We start from the raw sequence: 21,258 nt of genomic DNA on the forward strand, positions 1-21,258 counted from the left end.
CGACGATGAAACCCCTCTTCCTGCAAGCCGCCCTGGCGTTCGGCCTGGGCCTGGCCGCCACGGCGCCGCGGGCGCAAACCAACCCGGTGGACTTTCCCGCCGCGGCGCCCGAAGCCGTCGGCATGGACTCCGCCAAGCTGGTGGACCTGTCGCAGTGGCTGCGCCGCGACAAGCTGGCCGTGCGCAGCCTGCTCGTGGTCAAGGACGGCAAGCTCGTCTTCGAGCGCTACGGCGACCACCTCCAGCGCGGCCACAACTACGAGCTCTACTCCATCACCAAGAGCGTGAGCTCGCTGCTGGCGGGCATGCTCGTGCGCGACGGCCAGCTGTCGCTGGACGACAAGGCGGCCGACGTGGTCGGCCGCTGGCGCCCGCCCCTGGCGGCGGGCTTCGCCGACAAGCGCGAGGTGACGCTGCGCCACGTGCTGTCCATGTCCAGCGGGCTGCACTACGACTTCAAGCCCAAGGACGATCCCATCTACTACGGTGCGCCGGACCGCCTGGCGCTGGCGGCCGGCACGCGCCAGAAGGAGGCGCCCGGGCGCAGCTTCGAGTACACCGACATCAACCCCGTCATCGCCGCGGCCATGCTCAGCGCCGGCGCCGGCATGCCCGTCGAGCAGTACGCCCGCCGCGCACTGTTCGAGCCCCTGGGCATGGTCAACGCCGCCTGGGAGCGTGCGGACGACACCGGGCTGGTCTCGTCAGGCTGGGGCCTGCGCCTGCGCCCCATGGACATGGCCAAGATCGGCCAGCTGGTGCTGGACCAGGGCCGCTGGCAGGGGCGGCAGCTCGTCCCGCAGGCGTGGATCCAGCAGATGACGACGCCGCACGCGGCGCCGGACTTCGGCTACTACTGGTGGGTCAACCACATCGTGCGCGGCGAGCCCGAGGTGGACGCCATGGGCTTCAAGGGCCAGTTCATCGCGGTGCTGCCGCAGCGCAGGACGGTGGTGGTGATGACGAGCATGCTCTCCATCGCCGGCGGCCTGCGCGACGCCGACAACGTCAAGACCTTCAGAAGCGTCGTCAACGACTACGTGCTGCCCGCCATCGAGCGCGGCGCGCAGGACGGCGCCGACGCCAACGCGCTGCAGCGCGAGCTCGACCTGGCGCGCCAGGCGCCCACCGAGCCCGGCACCAGCGCCGACCCGACCGACACGCCGCGGCTGTAAGCCCCGCCATTGCCAACGCAACAGCTCACCATGAACCAACGCTACCGCATCGGGGTGCTCACCCCCTCCTCCAACACCGCCCTGGAGCCGCTGACCAGCGAGATGGTCTCGCGCGTGCCCGGCGCCTCGGCGCACTTCGCGCGCTTTCCCGTCACCGAGATCTCGCTGCGCGACGCGGCGCTGCGCCAGTTCGACGACAGCAAGATCCTCGAAGCCGCGCGGCTGCTGGCCGACGCGCGGGTGGACGTGATCTGCTGGAGCGGCACCTCCGCCGGCTGGCTGGGCTTCGAGGCCGACGAGCGGCTGTGCAGCCGCATCGCCGAGGCCACCGGCATCCCCGCCACCACCTCGGTGCTGGCGCTCAACGAGGCGCTGCAACTGCGCGGCGCGCGCACGCTCGGCCTGGTGACGCCCTACGTGGCCGAGGTGCAGCAGCGCATCGTCGCCAACTACGCGGCGCGGGGCATCCAGTGCGTGGCCGAGCGCCACCTGGACCTGCACGTCAACTTCCGCTTCGCCGAGGTGTCGCCGCAGACGCTCACGGAGCTGGTGTGCGAGGTGGCGCGCGACAAGCCCGACGCCATCACCACCTTCTGCACCAACCTGCGCGCGGCGCAACTGGCCAGCACGCTGGAGGAGCGCACCGGCGTGCCGCTGTACGACACCGTCTCCACCGTGGTGTGGAAGGCGCTGCGCATGGCCGGCGCCGACACGCGCGCGCTGCGGGGCTGGGGCAGCCTCTTCGACGAGTCGCCGCGCCACGGCGCCGCCTGACGCGGTGCCCAACGCTTGCCCTTTTTCAAGAGCCAAGACCATGGATTCCCAAGCCTTTGATCTGGTGATTCGCAACGCGCGCATCGCCACGGCCAGCGACTGCTTCGAGGCCGACATCGCCGTGCGCGACGGGCGCATCGTGCAGCTGGGCCTGGCGCTGCCGCCCGGCGCACGCGAGCTGGACGCCGCCCACCGCTGGGTCACGCCCGGCGGCGTGGACGCGCACTGCCACCTCGACCAGCCCATGGAAGCGCCCGTGCGCATGGCCGACGACTTCGACAGCGGCACCCGCGCCGCGGCCTGCGGCGGCACCACCACCGTGATCCCGTTTGCCGCGCAACAAAAGGGCCAGTCGCTGCTGGCCGCGGTGCAGGACTACCACCACCGCGCCGAAGGCCGCGCCCACGTGGACCACGCCTTCCACCTCATCGTGAGCGACCCCACGCCGCAGGTCTTGAACGAGGAGCTGCCGCGGCTCATCGCCGAGGGCTACACCTCGTTCAAGATCTACATGACCTACGACGACCTCAAGCTCGACGACGGCCAGATCCTGGACGTGCTGGAGGTGGCGCGCCGGCACGACGCCATGGCCATGATCCATGCGGAGAACGCCGACTGCATCGAGTGGCTGAGCAAGCGGCTGGAGGCCAGCGGCCGCACCGCGCCGCGCTTCCACGCCCACGCGCGGCCGCTGCTGGTGGAGCGCGAGGCCACGCACCGCGCCATCGCGCTGTCGGAGCTGGTGGACGTGCCCATCATGATCGTCCACGTCTCCGGCCGCGAGGCGGTGGAGCAGATCCGCTGGGCTCGCGCGCAGGGGCTCAACGTCTTCGCCGAGACCTGCCCGCAATACCTCTTCCTCACCGCCGAGGACCTGGGGCTGGACGACAACTACCTGGGCGCGCGCTGCGTGTGCAGCCCGCCGCCGCGCAACCGCGCCAACCAGGACGTGATCTGGCGCGGCCTGGCCGACGGGCTGTTCACCATCTTTTCCTCCGACCACGCGCCCTTCAGCTACGAGGGCACGCAGGGCAAGAAGCCCGGCGGCGAGGAGGTGGCCTTCCGCCACATTCCCAACGGCATTCCGGGCATAGAGACGCGGCTGCCGCTGCTGTACTCCAAGGGCGTGCTGGAGGGGCGCATCACCATCAACCGCTTCGTGGAGCTGACCTCCACCAACCCCGCCAAGGCCTACGGGCTGCACCCGCGCAAGGGCACCATCGCCGTGGGCGCCGACGCCGACCTGGTGGTGTGGGACGAGTCGCCGCGCACCCTCACCAACACGCAACTGCACCACGCCGTGGACTACACGCCCTACGAGGGCATGGAGTTGCAGGCCTGGCCCGCGCTCACCCTGGCCGGCGGCGACGTGGTCTGGGACGGCCGGCAGTTCCACCCCCGCCCCGGCGCCGGCCGCTTCCTGCGCCGCGACCGCCCAAGCCTGCTGCCCAAGCGCAGCGCCGCGGCCTGAGCGCCGCCGTGCCTCCAGCCAAGGACACCGCCATGAAGCTCCTGCTCATCAACCCCAACACGTCCCAGAGCGTCTCGGACCTCATAGAGGCCGAGGCCAGGCGCGCCGCCGCGCCCGGCACCGAGGTGCGCGTGCTCACCGCGCCGCTGGGCGTGGCCTACATCGAAACGCGCTTCGAGGCCCTCATTGGCGCCTACGCCGCGGCCACGCTGGCGGCCGAGCACTGGCGCGAGCACGACGCCATCGTGGTGGCCGCCTTCGGCGACCCGGGCCTGGCGGGCCTGCGCGAGGCGCTGGACATTCCCGTGGTGGGCCTGACCGAGGCGGCGCTCATGAGCGCCTGCATGCTGGGCCAGCGCTTTTCCATCATCGCCATCTCCGCGCGCATACAGGCCTGGTACCGCGAGACGGTGCAGGCCAACGGGCTGCTGGACAGGCTGGCCAGCATCCGCAGCCTGGACCAGCCGCTGCGCGACATCGCCACGGTGCAGGAGGACCACGCCGAGCGGCTGCAGGCGCTGTGCCGCTCGGCCGTGGAGGACGACGGCGCGGACGTCATCATCATCGCCGGTGCGCCGCTGGCCGGGCTGGCGCGCACGATCCGGCAGCGCATTCCCGTGCCGGTGGTCGACGGCGTCTCCAGCGCCGTGAACCACGCGCAAAGCCTGGTGTCGCTGGCCCCGGTGCCCGCGCGCCGCGGCAGCTTCGCGCCGCCGCCCGTCAAACCCAACCAGGGCCTGAGCGAGGCCCTGGCGCGGCTGCTGGCCGGCAGCCACCGCCCGTGAAGCTCGTTTGCCGGGACTGCGCGAGCCCCCCCTCAACACCGTCCCTAAAATCCGACGTGATGCCATCCAAAGCCACTGCGCGCGCCGAGGCCGCCGGCCGCGAACACACCTTCGACGAGATCGTTGAAAAAATCTCGGCGGCCATCCTGGAGCACCGGCTGGTGCCCGGCACCAAGCTGGGCGAAGACCGGCTGGCCACCATCTTCGGCACCAGCCGCGCCAAGATCCGCGAGGTGCTGGCGCGGCTGGCGCACGAGCAGGTGGTGGAGCTGGTTCCGCAGCGCGGCGCCTTCGTCGCCAAGCCCACCATAGAGCAGGCGCAGGACGTGTTCGAGGCCCGCCGCCTCATAGAGCCCGGCGTGCTGCGCCGCCTGGTGGCGACGCTGGACGACGTGAAGCTGCAGCGGTTGCGCCGCCACCTCGACCAGGAAGCCGACGCCCGCCGCCGCGAGGACAAGCGCGCCATCGTCCGCCTGTCGGGCGAATTCCACACGCTGCTGGCCGAGCTGGCCGGCAACTCGGCCCTGGCGCGCACCATGCGCGAGCTCTCCACGCTGACCTGCCTGATCATCTCGCTCTACGACGCGCCCACCGCCACGAGCTGCCGCGCCGACGAGCACGAGGAGATCGTGGCCGCGGTCAAGCGCGGCGACGTGGAGTCCGCGCAGTCGTTGATGCTGCACCATCTCGACCACATCGAGAGCAGCCTCAACTTGGGCGGCAGCGCGGGCGAGGCGGACCTCGAAAGCATCTTCGCGTGAGGGCCGCGCCATGAAGCTGCTGCGCCACGGGCCGCCCGGCGCCGAGCGCGCCGGTGCGCTGGACGGCCAGGGCCGCCCGCGCGACCTCTCGCTGCTGGTGGAGGACATCACGCCCCAATGGCTGTCCCCGGACAAGCTGCGCGCCCTGGCCGCCATAGACCTGGAGCGCATGCCGCTGCTGCCCGCCGACACGCGGCTTGGGCCGCCCGTGGGCGGCGTGCGCCAGTGCATCGCCATAGGCCTGAACTACCGCGACCACGCCCGCGAAGCCGCTCTGGAGGCGCCCACGGAACCCATCGTGTTCAACAAGGCCGTCACGGCCCTGGCCGGTCCAAACGACGAGCTGCCGCTGCCGCCAGGCTCCACGGCCACCGACTGGGAGATCGAGCTGGCCGTGGTGATGGGCACGGCCGCGCGCCGGGTGCCGGCGTCGCAGGCCCTGTCGCACGTGGCCGGCTACTGCCTGGCCAACGACGTGTCCGAGCGCGACTGGCAACTGCGCCGCAACGGCCAATGGACCAAGGGCAAGAGTTTCGACGGCTTCGGCCCGCTTGGGCCCTGGCTGGTGACTTGCGACGAGATCCCCGACCCGCAAGCCCTGCCGCTGCAACTCGCGCTCAACGGCACGGTGATGCAGCGCGGCAGCACGGCCGACATGATCTTTCCCGTCGCCCACCTCGTGGCCTACCTCAGCAGCTTCATGACGCTGCAGCCCGGCGATGTGGTGCTCACCGGCACGCCCGCCGGCGTGGGCATGGGCCGCCAGCCGCCGCGCTACCTGCACCGGGGCGACGTGCTCACCCTGGACGGCGCAGTGCTGGGCACGCAGCGCCAGCGCGTGGCCTGAAGCCCCCGGCGCGGCCCGCGGCTGCCGCCGCAGCAGCGTTCAAGCCCCAAATTGCCTCTTTTTGAGGCACGGCGAGTCAACGCCTGTGAAATCAATCACTTGGCGCCGCCGCCTGCAGGTACACCACAGAGTTATCCACAGCAGCGGGGGGTAAGTGCCGCGCGGTGCGGACGGCAGGAATGGACGGCATAAGGCCCGCTCTTCCGGGCACCGGCCAAGTGACCCACCGGTCACACTGGGGGGCTGAGCATCCGCCCGGCCTGGGGAGCGCGCGCTGGCGCGCCCGGCGGCTGATGGAGTCCGCCACCCTGAATAGCCCGCATGTCCGCAGAAATTCCAGACCGGTCCACCTCCCTGCCCGCCAGCCCAACCGGGGCCCTGACGCGCCTGGCGCTGTGGCGGCCCGCCGCCTGGGTGGCGGCACTGGTGGTGATGGCGCCGCTGCTGTACGTGCAGGCCTGGAGCGGCGGCGCGCTGGACGTGGCGCTGCCGCAGGCCGAGTTCTTGTCGCTGCACACGCTGCTGGAGGTGGTGGCGGTGGTGGTGAGCATGTCGGTGGGCCTGACCGCCAGTTGCGTGCTCAACCAGCGCCGGCGCGCCATGAGCCGCGCGCTGGGCGCGGCCTTCATCGCCGTGGCCGTGCTGGACCTGCTGCACCTGCTGTCCTTCGCGGGCATGCCGCATTTCGTCTCGGAGAACACGCCGCACAAGTCCATCGTGCTGTGGCTGCTGGCGCGCTTGCTGGGGGCGGTCGCGCTCATCGCCTGGTGCTTCCCGCGCGCGGCGCAGGGCGTGGGCGCCCATGCGGCGGCGCGCGCCGTGCTGGCGGGCGTCGCCCTGAGCCTGGTGCTGGGCGTGCTGGCGGTGTTCCGGCCCGAGCTGTTCCCGCACACCTTCGTGCCCGGCCAGGGGCTCACGACGCTGAAGCTGGCGGCCGAGGGCGCCATCATGGCCCTGCTGGCCGTGGCGCTGGGGGTGCAGCTCCTGCGCATGGCGGCCATGCCGCCCCCGCGGCGCGCCGACCACGCGCCGCTGTGCGACGCACTGCTGCTCATGCTGCTGGGCGAGTGCTTCTTCGTGATCTACGGCGACCGCATCACTTCCGCGACCAACCTGCTGGGCCACGTCTACAAGGTGCTGGCCTACGGCTGCCTCTACCGCGTCATGTTCCTGCAGCGCGTGAAGCGCCCCTACCTGCGCCTGGAGCAGGCGCGCCTGGAGATCGAGCAGCGCGGCGCCGAGTACCGCGCGCTGCTGGAGCTCGCGCCCGTGGGCGTGGTGGTGATCAACCCGCAGGGCGAGATCCAGCTGGCCAACCGCGCGCTGGAGTCCATGTTCGGCTGGGGCGCGGGCGAGCTCCAGGGCCGTCCGGTGGACCTGCTGCTGCCCGCGCACCTGCACGAGCGCCACGCGCACCACCGTGCCGATTGGGCCAACGGCGACGACGCTGCCGACCGCCGCCTGGCCTCGGTGCCGGGGCAGCGCAAGGACGGCACGCTGCTGGACGTGGAGGTCTCGGTGACGCGCACGCAAATGGCCGGCGGCATGCGAATGACGGCCTGCGTGAGCGACGTCTCGCACCGCCGCGCCCACCAGGCCGAGCTGGAGCACCGCGCCACGCACGACATGCTCACCGGGCTGCCCAACCGCTGGCGCTTCGTGGAGGCGCTGCGGCAGGCCATCGCACAGGCCGCGGGACAGGCCGGCGGCACCGCGGCCGTGGCCATGATGAACTGTGTGGGCTTCAAGCAGGTCAACGAACGCCACGGCGGCAGCGCGGCCGACATGCTGCTCAAGGCGCTGGCGGACCGGCTGGTCGCCACGCTGCCCGCCAGCTGCTTCGTGGCCCGCTTGGGCGGCGACGTGTTCGGCGTGATCGCGCCGCAACTGGCACCGGCCGAGCTGGCGCGGCAGCTCGCGCAGGCGCTGGCGCCGGGCGTGCGCTGCGGCACGCTGGAGTGGCCGGTGGCGGCGGCCATGGGCCTGGCCGACTGCCCTGCGCACGCGCAGGACGCCGACCTGCTGCTGCGCTGCGCCGACCTGGCGCTGCACGAGTCCAAGCGCCTGGGCCGCGGCCAGACCACGCTGTACGACGCCGCGCTGGGCGAACGCGCGCGCCAGGCGCTGCGCGTGCACGCGCGGCTGCAGGCCGCGCTGCGCGAGGACGCGCTGTCGCTGCACTTCCAGCCCCAGGTGGACGTGGCCAGCGGCCAGGTGCACGGCTTCGAGGCGCTGCTGCGCTGGACCGACGCGGAGCTGGGCGTGGTGCCGCCGGGCGTGTTCATCCCCGTGGCGGAGGACACCGGGCTCATAGGCGCGCTGGGCGAGGCCGTGCTGCGCATGGCCTGCCGGCAGATGCGGCAGTGGCAGGACGAGGGCTTCACCGCGCGCGTGGCCATCAACCTCTCGCCGCGCGAGTTCCTGCACCCGGGGCTGGTGGCGCGCATCGCGCAGGAGCTGCAGCGCCACGGCGTGCCGGCGCAGCGGCTGTCGGTGGAGGTGACGGAGTCGGCCGTGATCGACGACTTCGCCACCGTGGCCGAGCAGTTGCAGGCGCTGGTGGAGCTGGGCGTGGAGGTGCACCTGGACGACTTCGGCACCGGGCACTCGTCGCTGGCATGGCTCAAGGCATTCCCCATCACGGCAATCAAGATCGACCGCTCCTTCGTGCGCGACATGGCGCAGGACGCCAGCGACGAGGCCATCGTGCGCGCCGTCATTGGCCTGGGCCACACGCTGGGCTGCAGCATCGTGGCCGAGGGCGTGGAAAAGCCGGAGCAGCTGCAGCGGCTGCGCGAGCTGGGCTGCGAGGCCTACCAGGGCTGGCTGTTCAGCCCCGCGCTGCCGGCGCCGCAGGCCGCGGCGCTGCTGCAGCGCTGAGCGGCCAGCCGCCCGCGCCGGGCTCGGCCGCGGGCCGCGGCGCACCGGCAGCCTCGACGCCCGCCTGCCCGCGCCGCAGCGTGCTGGCCGGGTAGCTGAACACCTCGCGAAAGCGCCTTGAAAAGCTGGAGCTGTCGCTGAAGCCGCACTCCAGCGCGATCTGCGACAGGGGCATTTGCGTGTGGCTGGCCAGCCAGTGGGCGTGGCGCAGCCGCAGCCGCACCGAGAACTCGTGCGGGCTCATGCCTATGGCTTTGCGAAAGCGCCGCTCCAGGTGGCGCACGCTGAGGTGGACCTGCTGCGCCACCGCGGGCAGCGGCATGGGGCTGGAGCGGTTCTGCTCCATCAGCCACATGGCCTGGCGCACGCGCTGGTCGGCGGTGCTCTCGGCCAGCTCGGGTTGAGGTTGCGGCGTGCGCGCGGGCAAGGCGCCCTCCTCCAGCAGGATGCGCAGCGCCTTGCCCGCGGCGGCCTTGCCGCAGTGGCGCTCCAGCAGCCAGGCCGCGAGGTGGACGACGCTGGTGCCGCCGGCGCAGGTGAGCCGGTCGCGGTCCACCACGAACATCTCGTGCGACTCCGCGCGCAGCAGTGGGAACTCGCGGACGAACTCCTGGTGGTGGTACCAGCTCACGCAGCAGCGCCGCCCCTCCATCAGCCCGGCGCGCGCCAGGACGAAGGCGCCGGTGCACAGGCCCACCAGCGGCACGCCGCGCGCGGCGGCCGCGCGCAGGAACCCGGTGACCGCGGCCGGCACCTTCTGCTCGCCGTGCAGCAGCCCGCCCACCACCACGATGTAGTCGAAGGCCGACGGATCGCCCAGGCGCGCCGTGGGCATCACCTCCACGCCGTTGCTCGCGCGCTGGGGCCGCAGCTCCTCGGCCAGCACGCTCCAGCGGCAATGGATGGGGCGGCTGCGGTCGCCCTCGTCCGCGGCCAGGCGCAAGGCGTCCAGGAAGCCGGAGAAGGCCACCATGGTGAAGCTGGGCGCGAGCACGAAGCCGACGTTGAGCGCGGGACGCGCGGACGGGGCGGGCGCAACAGGCGCAAGGGGCGCCACTGCGCCGCGGTGGAAAGCGTTCATGGGCTGGGTCCTTCAGGCGCGGGCGCGGGCGGCACTCGCCACGCCCCGCGGCCGCCGTGGTTCAGGAGCGGTGCTTGGCGCGATCGGCGGCCGGCGTGCAGCCGTAGGCCTCGCGGTAGCGGGTGATGAAGTGGGGCATGGAGACGAAGCCGGTGGACTGCGCGATGTCCTCCGGCGCGCGGGAGCTGCGCAGCAGCGCGCGCCGCGCGCGCTCCAGGCGCAGTTGCAGGTACTTGCGCGCGGGCGACATGCCCAGCTGCTCGCTGAACAGCCGCTCCAGCTGGCGCCGCGAGATGCCCAGGTAGCCGGCGATCTCGGTGGGGCTCAGCGGCTCCTCCAGGTTGCTTTCCATCATCTCCAGCGCCGAGACCACCAGCGGGTGGCCACCGGCCAGGCGGTGGCGCAGCGGGACGACCTGCTTTTCCTCGCCGCCGCGGCGCTGCGCCACCAGCAGGTCCGAGACCTGCTCGGCCAGGGCGCGGCTGCCCGGCGGGCGGCTCAGCAGCGTGGTCATCATGTCCAGCGGGCTGATGCCGCCGCTGCAGGTGTGGCGGTCGCGGTCGATCTCGAAGAGCTGCTCGGAGACCTCGATGCCGGGAAAGTCCTCCAGCAGCGCGTCGCGGTCCTCCCAGTGGATGGTGCAGCGGTAGCCCTTGAGCAGCCCGGCCTTGGCCAGCACGTAGCTGCCCGTGTCTATGCCGCCCAGCGTGGCACCGGCGGCGGCCATGCGGCGCAGCCAGGCGATGCACTCGCCGTAGCCCTGGCGCGGCAGCGGGTTGGGGCCGATCACGAACACCGCGTCGAAGTCGAGCGCGTCGGCCATGGTGAGGTCGGGCACCACGCGTATGCCGTCGCTCGAAGGCACGGGCTCGCGGGTGGCGGCCACCACGGCGTACTCGTAGGCCCGCCGCTCCAGCACCGCGTTGGCCAGGCGCAGCGGGTCGATGGCCGCGCTCAGCGCGATCAGGGAGAAGTTGGGCACGACCAGGAAGCCGAACCGTTGCAGGCCGCCATTCATCATCGAGAGCGCGCGCGTGGCCGGCCGGCTCCGCGGGGCGGGACGCGGGCCGGACAGCGCGCCGGGTGCTGTGCAAAGAAGGCTGATGATGCTCATGCGGCGTGGCTTGCGAAAGTCCTGGGCGATCCGGGCTCCGGCGTTGGCGTTGGCCTCGGCCGCCGCGGCGGGAGCGGTGCGGGGGGCGGTGGGCGGGCCTCAGGCGGCGTCCAGGGCCTTGCCGGTGGCGGCGTCCAGCGACAACCCGGCGGGCCGGCGCGCGAAGGACAGCGCCACCAGCGCCACGGACGCGGCCGCCACCAGGTACCAGGCCGGCGCCAGCGGCGTGCCCGTCTGCCGGATCAGCCAGGTGCAGACGAAGGGTGCCGTGCCACCGAACAGCGTGTTGGCCAAGTTAAAACTGAAGGCGAAGCCGCTGTAGCGCACGCGGGTGGGGAACAGCTCGGCCAGGAAGCACGCCAGCGTGCCGTCGTTCATGGCCAGCAGCGCGCCGAAGGCGATCTGCACCAGCACCAGCGTGGCGTAGTCCGCCGCGCCCAGCACGCCGAACAGCGGCACGCTGGCGGCCATGAACAGCAGCGAGGCCAGCACCAGCATCGCCTTGCGGCCCACGCGGTCCGACACCGCGCCGACCACGAAGATGAAGCCGATGTAGGTGAGCAGCGCGATGGTGGCGGCCATGAAGGAGCGCGATTCCGACAGCCCCTGCTCGGTGCTGAGGTAGGTGGGCATGTAGGACAGCAGCACGTAGAAGCCCACGGCGTTGAGGCAGGCCACCCCCAGGGCCACCAGCAGCGCGCGGCGGTGGCGAGAAAGCAGCTCGCGAATGGGCGTGGCCTCGTGCGCGTTGAGCGTGCTGGCCTCCAGCGCGCGGAAGGCGGGCGTGTCCTCCAGGCTGTTGCGTATCCAGCGGCCGATCAGGCCGAAGGGCGCGGCCAGCAGGAAGGGCAGCCGCCAGCCCCAGTCGTGCAACTGCACGGGCGTGAGCCAGGCGTGCAGCCCGGCCACCAGCAGCGAGCCGAACAGCAGGCCCGCGGCGGTGCTGGCCGGCACCAGGCTGGTGTAGAAGCCGCGCTTTTTGGCCGGGGCGTATTCGGCGATGAAGGCCGCGGCGCCCGCGTACTCGCCGGCGGCCGAAAAGCCCTGCACCACGCGCACCAGCAGCAGCGCCACGGCGGCCCAAAGGCCCCAGCGCTCGTGGCCGGGCAGGAAGGCCATGACGAAGGTCGAGGCCGACATGATCAGGATGGACAGCGACAGCGCCTGGCGGCGGCCCAGCCGGTCGCCGATGTGGCCCCAGACGATGCCGCCCAGGGGCCGTATGAAGAAGGAGATGGCGAACACCGCGAAGGTGGACAGCAGCGCCGTGGTCTTGTCCTCCGACGGGAAGAACACGGTGGCGATCACCGTGGCCAGGTAGCCGTAGGCGGCGTAGTCGAACCACTCCACGAAGTTGCCGACGAAACTGCCCGCCGCGGCACGGCGCAGCATGCGCTGCTCGTGCCCCGCCGCGGGCCTGCCCGCCATGGCGGACGTGGGTTGCTTGGACATGCGTGTCCCCTGCTGTGCCTTGGGCCGCCCCGGGGCTTGAAGCCACGGCCCGCAGCCCCGGGTGAGTGCTGTTGAAGGCGGCACGCCCGCTGTGGGCGGGCGTGCCGCGCGCCGGCTGAAGGCTCAGGCCTTGATGATGTTGTGCGCGGGCCCGTAGGGGAAACCGGTGAGGTTGCGGTTGCCTTCCGGCGTGATCACCAGGATGTCGTGCTCGCGGTAGCCGCCGGCGCCGGGCAGGCCTTCCGGCAGCATGATCATGGGCTCCATGGACACCACCATGTTGGGCTGCAGCACGGTGTCGATGTCCTCGCGCAGCTCCAGCCCGGCCTCGCGGCCGTAGTAGTGGCTGAGCACGCCGAAGCTGTGGCCGTAGCCGAAGGTGCGGTACTGCAGCAGGTCGTGCTCCAGGTAGATCTCGTTGAGCTGGTGGGCGATGTCGCTGCACCTGGCGCCGGGCACCAGCAGCTTCTTGCCCTCGTCGTGCACCTTGCAGTTGATCTCCCAGAGTTTCAAATGGGCGTCGCTGGCGTGGTCCAGGAACAGCGTGCGCTCCAGCGCGGTGTAGTAGCCGCTGATCATGGAGAAGCAGTTCAGGCTCAGGATGTCGCCCTTTTGCACGCGGCGCGTGGTCACCGGGTTGTGGGCGCCGTCGGTGTTGAGGCCGGACTGGAACCAGGTCCAGGTGTCCATCAGCTCGGCGCCGGGGTAGCGGCGCGCGATCTCGCGCACCATGGCCGCGGTGGACGCCAGCGCCACCTCGTGCTCCGGCACGCCCTCCTTCACCGCGGCCACCAGCGCCGCGCCGCCCACGTCGCAGACCTGCGCACCGGCGGCGATGAACTCGATCTCCTCGGCGCTCTTGACCATGCGCAGCCGCATGCAGGCCGCGGAGATGTCCACGAACTCCACGCCCGGCAGCGCGTCCCTGAGCGCCTGCAGCCGGTCCACGGGCAGGTGGTCCAGCTCCACGCCGATGCGTCCGCGCGCGGGCAGGCATTGCGCCGCGGCGCGGAAGAAGTTGCCGCGCTGCCAGTCGGTGTAGGTGAGCACGTCGTCGGCCACGGACTTGCGCCAGGGCTGGGCGCCGTCGATGTTGGCGGCGATGACGGTGGTCTTGGCGTGCGTCACCGCCAAGCCGTAGAAGCGGCCGAAGCTGCAGTAGAGGAAGTCGCTGTAGTAGGCGACGTTGTGGTAGGAGCTGAAGAGCGCGGCGTCGATGTTCTCGGCCGAGAGTTGCGCACGCAACGCGGCGATGCGCCGTGCGTATTCCTCCTTGCTGAAGGTCTTCCAGGCCGGTTCGCCGTTGCGCAGGCGGATGGTGCTGGGCATGTCCATGGTCGTCTCCTTGGGGGGGTGGAAGGTGACGCCATGGTGTGGCGCGGGGGCCCGGCGCGGTTCGCGGTTGCGACAGCCGGTTTGCCGCTTGCGCCACGGCTTGAAGGGGTTTTCCCGCTTGGGGTTGGCCCTGAATGCGCCCGGCGCCTACGCGAGCGCGAGCGGCTGCAGCAGCGCGTCGCGCTGCACGCGAAAGCGCGCCGCCTGCGCCGTGAGCCAGGCCAGCACGTTCTCCGTGCGCGCCGTGCGCTGCATGGGGCAGACAAAGTGGTACGAAGCCCGCGAGCGCACCGGGAGTCCGAAGGGCACCACCAGGCGGCCGGCGGCCAGCTCGTCCAGCACCAGCGCCGCCCGCCCCATGGCAATGCCCTGCCCGGCCAGCGCCGCGCCCTGCGCCAGCAGCGACAGGTTGAAGTGGTGCCCCTGCTCCAGGCCGGGCAACTCCACGCCGGCGTGGCGCAGCCAGTGCGCCCACTCCTCGCAGGGGCCGGCGCCGTCCCAGGCGCTGCTGTCGTGCAACAGCAGCTCCGGCCGCAGGTCCGCCGCCGAGCGCAGTTGCGTGTGCGCGGCCAGGAAGGCGGGGCTGGCCACGGGCAGCAGCCATTCGTCCAGGATCTCGATGGCCACCAGGTCCTGGTAGCGGCCCAGGTCGTAGCGCAGCGCGGCGGCCACCTCGTCGCGCGCCATGCGCTCGCGGTCCAGCGCGTGGAACTCGCCGATGACGCGCAGGCCGATGTCCGGGTGGCTGCGATAGAAGTCGCCCAGGCGCGGCGTGAGCCAGCCCATGGCGAAGGACGGCGCGCAGCTCAGCGCCAGCGGCCCCGCGGCCGGCGGGATGCGCAACTGCACCAGCGTGCCCTCTATGGCCTGGAAGGACTCGCGCACCACCGAGGCCAGCCACTGCCCCTCCGGCGTGAGCACCAGGCTGCGCGGGCTGCGCAGGAACAGCGGCCGCTGCAGCCAGCCCTCCAGTTGCTTGACCTGCTGGCTCACCGCGCCCTGCGTCACGCACAACTCCGTGGCGGCCTTGGTGAAGCTCATGCACCGGGCTGCGGCTTCGAAGCACCGCAACCATGCAAGAACGGACGGAGAGAGCCTGGTATCCACGTCATGCCCCAGTTTGACTAATGACCAGGGCAATATAAATGCTTTGCGCGGCAGCGCCGGCCGGCCCACCATGGCAACACCAGACGACGAATAAAGACGATTCCATGCCGCAACCGACCACCGCAACCCCGCCGAGCACCGCACCGGCCGGCACCCATGCCGCCCAGCAGGCGGACACCTTCGACCTTCAAGCCCTGCAGCGGGGCGAGCCGGTGCTGTGGACGGCCACCGCGCCCCGGCCCGCCGCCCAGGCGCCAAACGGCGCAGGCATTAGCCAGCTTGATGTGGAGGCGGCCGTGGCGCGCTGGCGCCGCTTCGCGCCGCTGCTGGCCGGGCTGTTCCCGGAGCTGCAGGCGCGGGAGGGCGTGATCGAGTCCGAGCTGCTGCCCGTGCCCGCGCTGCAGCAGGCGCTGGGCCTGTCGCCGGACTTCGGCACCCTGTTCGTGAAGGCCGACCACGGCCTGCCGGTGGCGGGCTCCGTCAAGGCGCGCGGCGGCATCCACGAGGTGTTGGAGCACGCCGAGGCGCTGGCACTGCGCCATGGCCTGCTCACGCCGGACGGCGACTACCGCGTGCTGGCCGGCCCGGCCGCGCGTGCCCTGTTCGCCTGCCACCAGGTGGCCGTGGGCTCCACGGGCAACCTGGGCCTGGCCATTGGCGTGATGGCCTCGGCCCTGGGCTTCAAGGCCGTGGTGCACATGTCGGCCGACGCCAAGGACTGGAAAAAGGCCCGGCTGCGCGCACGCGGCGTGGACGTGGTGGAGCACGCGGGCGACTACGCCCAGGCCGTGGCCGCGGGCCGCCGCGAGGCCGAGGCCGACCCGGCTTGCCACTTCGTGGACGACGAGCGCTCGCGCTCGCTGTTCCTGGGCTACGCCGCCGCCGCCCCGCACCTGGCGCTGCAACTGGCCGCCCTGGGCCGCCCGGTGGACGCGCAGCACCCGCTCTTCGTGTACCTGCCCTGCGGCGTGGGCGGCGCGCCGGGCGGTGTCGCCTTCGGCCTGGCGCAGCTCTTCGGCCCCCACGTGCACTGCTTCTTCGCCGAGCCCACGGCATCGCCGTGCTTCCTGCTGCAGATGCTGGCCACCACGCCGGGCTTCGAATTTTTGGGCAGCAACCCGTCGGTCTACGACGTGGGCCTGGACAACCGCACCGAGGCCGACGGCCTGGCCGTGCCCAGCGCCTCGGAGCTGGCCGCCGCCGTGGCGGGGCCGCTGCTGGGCGGCGTCTACACGGTGCAGGACGAGACGCTGTTCAAGCTGCTGCACGCCGCCGCCCGCACCGAGGGGCTGCGCATTGAGCCCTCGGCCGCGGCCGGCTTCACCGGCCCCGCCATGCTGCGCGACACGCCCGCGGGCCGGGCCTACATCGAGCGGCACGGCCTGGCGCCGCACATGGCCGCGGCCACGCACATCGCCTGGACCACCGGGGGCCTGTTCGTCCCCGAGGACGAGTACGCCCGCTTCCTGGCCCGCGGCCAGGAGGCCGCCGCTGCTTCAGACGCGGCAGCCTGAATTCCACGCAAGGTTTCTCTCTCAACCACCCCCGCCCAAAGGAACGCCCCATGAAGAAGCCCACTTTCCTGCTCCATGCCACGGTTGCGGCCGCGGCGCTCGCCGCGCCGCTGGGCGTTGCCTGGGCGGCGGACGCGACGTACCCCACCAAGCCGATCCAACTGGTGATCCCCTTCCCGCCGGGCGGTGCCACCGACGTGGCCGGGCGGCTGCTGGCCAAGGCGCTGGAGGCCAAGCTGGGCCAGACCGTGATGGCGGACAACCGCGCCGGCGCCGGCACCGTCATTGGCGCCAGCTTCGTGGCCAAGGCCCCGGCCGATGGCCACACGCTGCTGGTGAGCTCGGGCACCACCTTCACCGTCAACCCGGCCATACAGCCCAAGCTGCCCTACGACCCCGTGAAGAGCTTCGAGCCGGTGGGGCTGGTGGCGCGCACGGGGCTGATCCTGCTGGCCAACAAGGACGTGCCGGCCAACAACCCCAAGGAGTTCGTCGCGCTGGCTAAGTCGCAGCCCGGCAAGCTGGCCTTCGCCTCCTTCGGCAACGGCTCCACGGCGCACTTCACCGGCGAGCTGCTGGCGCACATCACCGGCACGCAGCTCATGCACGTGCCCTACAAGGGCAGCGCCCCGGCGATGACGGACCTCATGGGCGGCCAGGTGCCCTTTGCCGTGGACACCGTGGCCGCGGCCCTTCCGCAGCTCAAGGGCGGCAAGATCAAGCCCATCGCCGTCACCACGGCCAAGCGCTCCACGCTGCTGCCGGGCGTGCCCACCTTCGCCGAAAGCGGCTACGCCCTGGACGCCGACACCTGGCTGGCGGTGGTGGCCCCGCGCGGCCTGCCGCCCGCGGTGAAGGCCAAGCTGGAGAAGGCGCTGGCCGAGGTGATGGAGCAGCCGGACGTGCGGGAGAAACTCGCGGCCAGCGGCTTCGAGCCCGGCTACCAGAACGGCGCGGCGGTGGAGGCGCTCATCCAAAAGGAGCTGCCGCTGATGCGTGAAACTGCGCAGCGCGCCCACATCACCGCCGACTGACCGAAAGGCTCACGCCATGCCCATGACGGAAGGTTTCCTGCCCTTCCCGCCCGCCGCCACGGCGGGGCAAGCCCTTGCCGAGGTGGACACGCCCGCCCTGCTGCTGGACCTGGACGCTTTCGAGCGCAACCTGGCCCGCATGCAGGCCGCGGCCGACGCCGCCGGCGTGCACCTGCGCCCGCATGCCAAGGCGCACAAGTGCCCTGCCGTGGCGCTGGCGCAGATGGCGCGCGGCGCGGTGGGCGTGTGCTGCCAGAAGGCCAGCGAGGCGCTGCCCTTCCTGCTTGCCGGGGTGCGCGACGTGCACGTGAGCAACGAGCTGGCCTCGCCGCTCAAGGCGCGCGCGCTGGCGCAGTGGGCGCGCCAGGCCCGCTTGAGCGTGTGCGTGGACGACGCCGCGCAGGTGGACGCCCTGGCCGAGGCCACGCGCGAGGCCGGCAGCCACCTCGACGTGCTGGTGGAAATCGACATCGGCCAGGGCCGCTGCGGCGTGGCCGACGCGGCCGCCGTGCAGCGGCTGCTGCAGCGGCTGGCGCCGCATCCGCAATTGAGCTTCGCCGGGCTGCAGGCCTACCAGGGCGGGCTGCAGCACCTGCGCAGCCGCGACCAGCGGCGCGAACAGGCGCTGCGCGCGGCGGCGCGGGCCGGCGAGGTCGTGACGGCGCTGGAGAACGCCGGGGTGCGCTGCGCCACCGTCACCGGCGGCGGCACGGGCAGCGTGGAGTGGGACCTGGAAAGCGGCGTCTACACCGAGCTGCAGCCGGGCTCCTACGCCTTCATGGACCGCGACTACGCCGACAACGAGGCCGGCGCGCTGCGCTTCGAGCACGCCTTGTTCGTCGCCACGCGCGTGATGAGCACGGCCGCGGGCACGCACGCCGTGGTGGACGCGGGGCTCAAATCGCTGACGCTGGAGTGCGGCCTGCCGGTGCTGTGGCCCGCCGATGGCGCGTTGGCCTACACGCAGGCCAACGACGAGCACGGCCTCGTGGACGGCGCACCGCTGCCCGCGCTGGGCAGCCTGCTGCGCCTGGTGCCCGGCCACTGCGACCCGACTTTCAACTTGCACGACGAGATCGTGGCCTTCCGCGGCGAGCGCGTCGAAGCCGTGTGGCCCGTGGCCGCGCGCGGCCTGAGCCGCTGACTGCACTGACACCCCCAAAAACCGAGAGAGACAAACACCCATGCAGACCCCCGACATCACCTCCCTGAGCGCCGTCGAGATGCGCCGCCGCATCGGTGCGCGGCAGCTCTCGCCGGTCGAGCTGCTGCAGGCGTGCATCGCGCGCATCGAGGCGGTGAACCCCTACGTCAACGCCGTCACCGCCACCTGCTTCGAGCGCGCCCGCGAGGAGGCCCGCGCCGCCGAGCAGGCCGTCATGAAGGGCGAGCCGCTGGGCCTGCTGCACGGCCTGCCGCTGGGCGTGAAGGACCTGGAAGAGACGGCCGGGCTGCTCACCACCTACGGCTCGCCCATACACCGCGGCAACGTGCCGGCGGCCGACAACGTGCTGGTGGCGCGGCTGCGCGCGGCCGGCGCCATCGTGGCGGGCAAGACCAACGTGCCGGAGATGGGCGCGGGCGCGAACAGCTTCAACCCGGTCTGGGGCGCCACGGGCAACCCCTTCAACCCGAACCTGAACGCGGGCGGCTCCTCCGGCGGATCGGCCGCGGCGCTGGCGCTGGACCTGCTGCCGGTGTGCACGGGCTCGGACACGGGCGGCTCGCTGCGCATTCCGGCGGCCAAGTGCGGCGTGGTGGGCTTCCGGCCCTCGCCCGGCGTGGTGCCCAGCTCGCGCAAGCCGCTGGGCTGGACGCCCATCTCCGTGGTCGGCCCCATGGGCCGCACCGTGGCCGACGCCTGCCTGCAGCTCGCGGCCACGGCCGGCGTATCGGCCACCGACCCGCTGACCTACGAGCTGGACCCGATGAGCTTCCTGCTGCCGCAGGACGTGGACCTGAGCGGCCTGCGCGTGGGCTACACCGAGGACTTCGGCGCCTGCGCGGTGGACGACGGCATACGCGCCGTGTTCCGCGAGAAGGTGCAGGCCATGCGCCACCTCTTCCGCAGTTGCGAGCCGCTGGCGCTGGACTTGGGCGAGGTGCACCGCTGCTTCGACGTGCTGCGCGCCGAGGCCTTCGTGGCCGGCATGCGCGAGGCCTACGAGCGCGACCCGATGAGCCTGGGCCCCAACCCGCGCGCCAACTACGAGATGGGCGCCGCCATGCGGCTGCTGGACTGCGCCTGGGCGCAAGCCGAGCAGACGCGCATCCTGGCGCGCTTCCAGGCCGCCTTCCGCGACGTGGACGTGATCCTGGCGCCCACCACGCCCGTGTCGCCCTTCCCCTGGACGCAGCCGCACGCCGCCACCATCAACGGGCAGGCGCAGGAGAACTACTACCGCTGGCTGTCGCTGACCTACGTCACCACGCTGACCACGCACCCCGCGCTGAGCCTGCCCTGCGGCACCGACCACGCGGGCATGCCTTTCGGCTTGCAGGTCGTTGGGCGCTTCCGGGCCGACCGCCACACGCTGGGCGTGGCGCACGCGATGGAGCAGGCGTTCAACGGCATCGCTGCGCTGCGCCGCCCGGTGCCGGACGCGGGCCGGCTGCGGCGCGCGGAGCCGGCGCTGGACTCCATCGTCACCGCGCCGCCCGTGCTGGGCGGCACCTCCACCGGCACCGCCTCGGCGGTCTGAAACGCCATGGACCGTTTTGATTTCATCGTGATCGGCGCCGGCATTGCCGGCGCCTCGGCCGCTTATGAGATTGCGGAGCGGGCCGGCGTGCTGTTGCTGGAGCGAGAGAGCCAGCCGGGCTACCACACCACGGGGCGCTCGGCGGCGCTGTACATGGAGAGCTACGGCACGCCGGCCATACGCGCGCTGACGCGGGCCAGCCGCGCCTTCTTCGACGCGCCGCCGGAGGTGTTCGGCAGCGAGCCGCTGCTGTCGCCGCGCGGCGTGCTGCACGTGGCGCAGCCGGACCAGGGCGAGCTGCTGGAGGCGGCGTGGCGCGAGCTTTCGGAGCGCGGCGGCGGCGTGCGCCGCGTGGGCCGCGACGAGATGCTGGCGCTGGTGCCCTGCCTGCGCCCCGAGGCCACGGGCGCGGGCCTGGCCGAGGACAGCGCCAGCGACATCGACGTGCACGCGCTGCACCAGGGCTACCTGCGCGGGCTGCGCCAGCGCGGCGGGCAGCTGCGCAACCACGCGGAGGTGGTGGCGCTGTCGCGCGCGGACGGCCTGTGGACCGTGCGGCTGGCCGACGGGCAAGCCGTGCAGGCGCGCCACGTGGTGAATGCCGCCGGCGCCTGGGCCGACGAGATTGCGAAGCTGGCCGGCGTGCGCCTGATCGGCCTGGAGCCGCGGCGGCGCAGCGCCTTCACCTTCTCGGCGCCCGCAGGCGTGGACGCCACCCGCTGGCCGGCGGTGGTGGGCGTGGACGAGAGCTATTACTTCAAGCCGGATGCGGGGCAGTTGCTGGGCTCGCCGGCCAATGCCGACCCGGTGGCGCCGCACGACGTGGTGCCGGAGGAGCTGGACGTGGCGATGGGCATCTACCGCATCGAGCAGGCCACCACCATGACCATCCGCCGCCCGGGGCACACCTGGGCCGGCCTGCGCTCCTTCGTGGCCGACGGCGACATGGTGATCGGCTGGGACGTGCAGGCCGAAGGCTTCTTCTGGCTGGCCGCGCAAGGCGGCTACGGCATACAGAGCGCGCCGGGCGCGGCGCTGCTGGCGCGCAGCCTGGCCTTGGGCGAGCCGCTGCCGCAGGGGCTGCGGGAGCAGGAGGTGGATGTGCGGGCGCTGTCGCCTGGGCGGTTGGGTTGAGGGCACTGCTCTAATGCGGGCGCCTGGAAGCCGCCAGGCGCCCGCTCGGCATTTCCTGCGGGCAACGCGGGCGGGCTGGGAAATTCTCACGG

At 72.3% G+C, this 21,258-nt stretch carries 17 protein-coding genes; 12 read left to right on the plus strand and 5 right to left on the minus strand.

Annotated features, from left to right (window positions below; all coding sequences use genetic code 11):
* Positions 1-5 precede the first annotated feature (5 nt).
* The 7 genes from ALA01S_RS15725 to ALA01S_RS15755 all read left to right on the plus strand — a co-directional run bounded on the left by ALA01S_RS15725 (position 6) and on the right by ALA01S_RS15755 (position 8,693).
* A complete protein-coding gene (locus ALA01S_RS15725) occupies positions 6-1,175 on the plus strand; it encodes a serine hydrolase domain-containing protein (protein ID WP_084267614.1) in 1,170 nt (389 codons plus the stop codon).
* Between the two features lie 30 nt (positions 1,176-1,205).
* Positions 1,206-1,949, plus strand: a complete 744-nt coding sequence (locus ALA01S_RS15730) for a maleate cis-trans isomerase family protein (RefSeq protein WP_066337956.1) — start codon at positions 1,206-1,208, stop codon at positions 1,947-1,949.
* Positions 1,950-1,989: 40 nt separating this feature from the next.
* A complete protein-coding gene (gene hydA / locus ALA01S_RS15735; protein WP_066337958.1) occupies positions 1,990-3,420 on the plus strand; it encodes a dihydropyrimidinase in 1,431 nt (476 codons plus the stop codon).
* A gap of 32 nt (positions 3,421-3,452) precedes the next feature.
* Positions 3,453-4,205 (plus strand): aspartate/glutamate racemase family protein, encoded by a 753-nt coding sequence (locus ALA01S_RS15740; protein WP_066337960.1) that lies wholly within the window; start codon positions 3,453-3,455, stop codon positions 4,203-4,205.
* Between the two features lie 59 nt (positions 4,206-4,264).
* Positions 4,265-4,966 carry a GntR family transcriptional regulator gene (locus ALA01S_RS15745; RefSeq protein WP_066337962.1) on the plus strand — a complete coding sequence of 234 codons (702 nt, stop codon included), beginning with the start codon at positions 4,265-4,267 and terminating at the stop codon, positions 4,964-4,966.
* A gap of 10 nt (positions 4,967-4,976) precedes the next feature.
* Complete coding sequence (locus ALA01S_RS15750) at positions 4,977-5,813, plus strand: fumarylacetoacetate hydrolase family protein (RefSeq protein ID WP_066337963.1); 837 nt, start codon at positions 4,977-4,979, stop codon at positions 5,811-5,813.
* Between the two features lie 321 nt (positions 5,814-6,134).
* Entirely contained in the window at positions 6,135-8,693 is a 2,559-nt protein-coding gene (locus tag ALA01S_RS15755; protein ID WP_066337964.1) for a bifunctional diguanylate cyclase/phosphodiesterase, read from the plus strand.
* Here the strand turns inward: ALA01S_RS15755 and ALA01S_RS15760 are convergent.
* The 5 genes from ALA01S_RS15760 to ALA01S_RS15780 form a co-directional block, all read right to left on the minus strand.
* Positions 8,644-9,774, minus strand: coding sequence for a GlxA family transcriptional regulator (locus ALA01S_RS15760; RefSeq protein WP_084267615.1), 1,131 nt, complete (start codon positions 9,772-9,774; stop codon positions 8,644-8,646). The genes ALA01S_RS15755 and ALA01S_RS15760 overlap by 50 nt on opposite strands.
* A 61-nt stretch (positions 9,775-9,835) precedes the next feature.
* Positions 9,836-10,888, minus strand: a complete 1,053-nt coding sequence (locus ALA01S_RS15765; RefSeq protein ID WP_238455822.1) for a GlxA family transcriptional regulator — start codon at positions 10,886-10,888, stop codon at positions 9,836-9,838.
* 99 nt (positions 10,889-10,987) lie between these two features.
* The gene (locus tag ALA01S_RS15770) at positions 10,988-12,340 is read right to left on the minus strand and encodes an MFS transporter (RefSeq protein ID WP_066337967.1); all 1,353 of its coding nucleotides are present in this window, start codon (positions 12,338-12,340) and stop codon (positions 10,988-10,990) included.
* A 123-nt stretch (positions 12,341-12,463) separates the two neighbouring features.
* The gene (locus tag ALA01S_RS15775; protein WP_066337969.1) at positions 12,464-13,675 is read right to left on the minus strand and encodes a M24 family metallopeptidase; all 1,212 of its coding nucleotides are present in this window, start codon (positions 13,673-13,675) and stop codon (positions 12,464-12,466) included.
* A gap of 147 nt (positions 13,676-13,822) precedes the next feature.
* The gene (locus ALA01S_RS15780; RefSeq protein WP_066337996.1) at positions 13,823-14,782 is read right to left on the minus strand and encodes a LysR substrate-binding domain-containing protein; all 960 of its coding nucleotides are present in this window, start codon (positions 14,780-14,782) and stop codon (positions 13,823-13,825) included.
* A 104-nt stretch (positions 14,783-14,886) separates the two neighbouring features.
* Between ALA01S_RS15780 and dsdA the strand changes: the two genes are divergently transcribed.
* From dsdA to ALA01S_RS15805, 5 genes are read left to right on the plus strand one after another with little or no spacing between them, the layout of a single operon-like run.
* Positions 14,887-16,296, plus strand: a complete 1,410-nt coding sequence (gene dsdA, locus ALA01S_RS15785) for a D-serine ammonia-lyase (RefSeq protein WP_066337970.1) — start codon at positions 14,887-14,889, stop codon at positions 16,294-16,296.
* Positions 16,297-16,346: 50 nt separating this feature from the next.
* Positions 16,347-17,330, plus strand: coding sequence for a Bug family tripartite tricarboxylate transporter substrate binding protein (locus ALA01S_RS15790; protein WP_066337971.1), 984 nt, complete (start codon positions 16,347-16,349; stop codon positions 17,328-17,330).
* Positions 17,331-17,346: 16 nt separating this feature from the next.
* The gene (locus ALA01S_RS15795; RefSeq protein ID WP_066337973.1) at positions 17,347-18,474 is read left to right on the plus strand and encodes a DSD1 family PLP-dependent enzyme; all 1,128 of its coding nucleotides are present in this window, start codon (positions 17,347-17,349) and stop codon (positions 18,472-18,474) included.
* A 40-nt stretch (positions 18,475-18,514) separates the two neighbouring features.
* Positions 18,515-20,032 carry an amidase gene (locus ALA01S_RS15800; RefSeq protein ID WP_066337975.1) on the plus strand — a complete coding sequence of 506 codons (1,518 nt, stop codon included), beginning with the start codon at positions 18,515-18,517 and terminating at the stop codon, positions 20,030-20,032.
* Positions 20,033-20,038: 6 nt separating this feature from the next.
* A complete protein-coding gene (locus ALA01S_RS15805) occupies positions 20,039-21,166 on the plus strand; it encodes an NAD(P)/FAD-dependent oxidoreductase (protein ID WP_066337976.1) in 1,128 nt (375 codons plus the stop codon).
* Positions 21,167-21,258 lie beyond the last annotated feature (92 nt).

Source organism: Azohydromonas lata NBRC 102462, from assembly GCF_001571085.1.
Classification (GTDB): domain Bacteria; phylum Pseudomonadota; class Gammaproteobacteria; order Burkholderiales; family Burkholderiaceae_C; genus Azohydromonas; species Azohydromonas lata.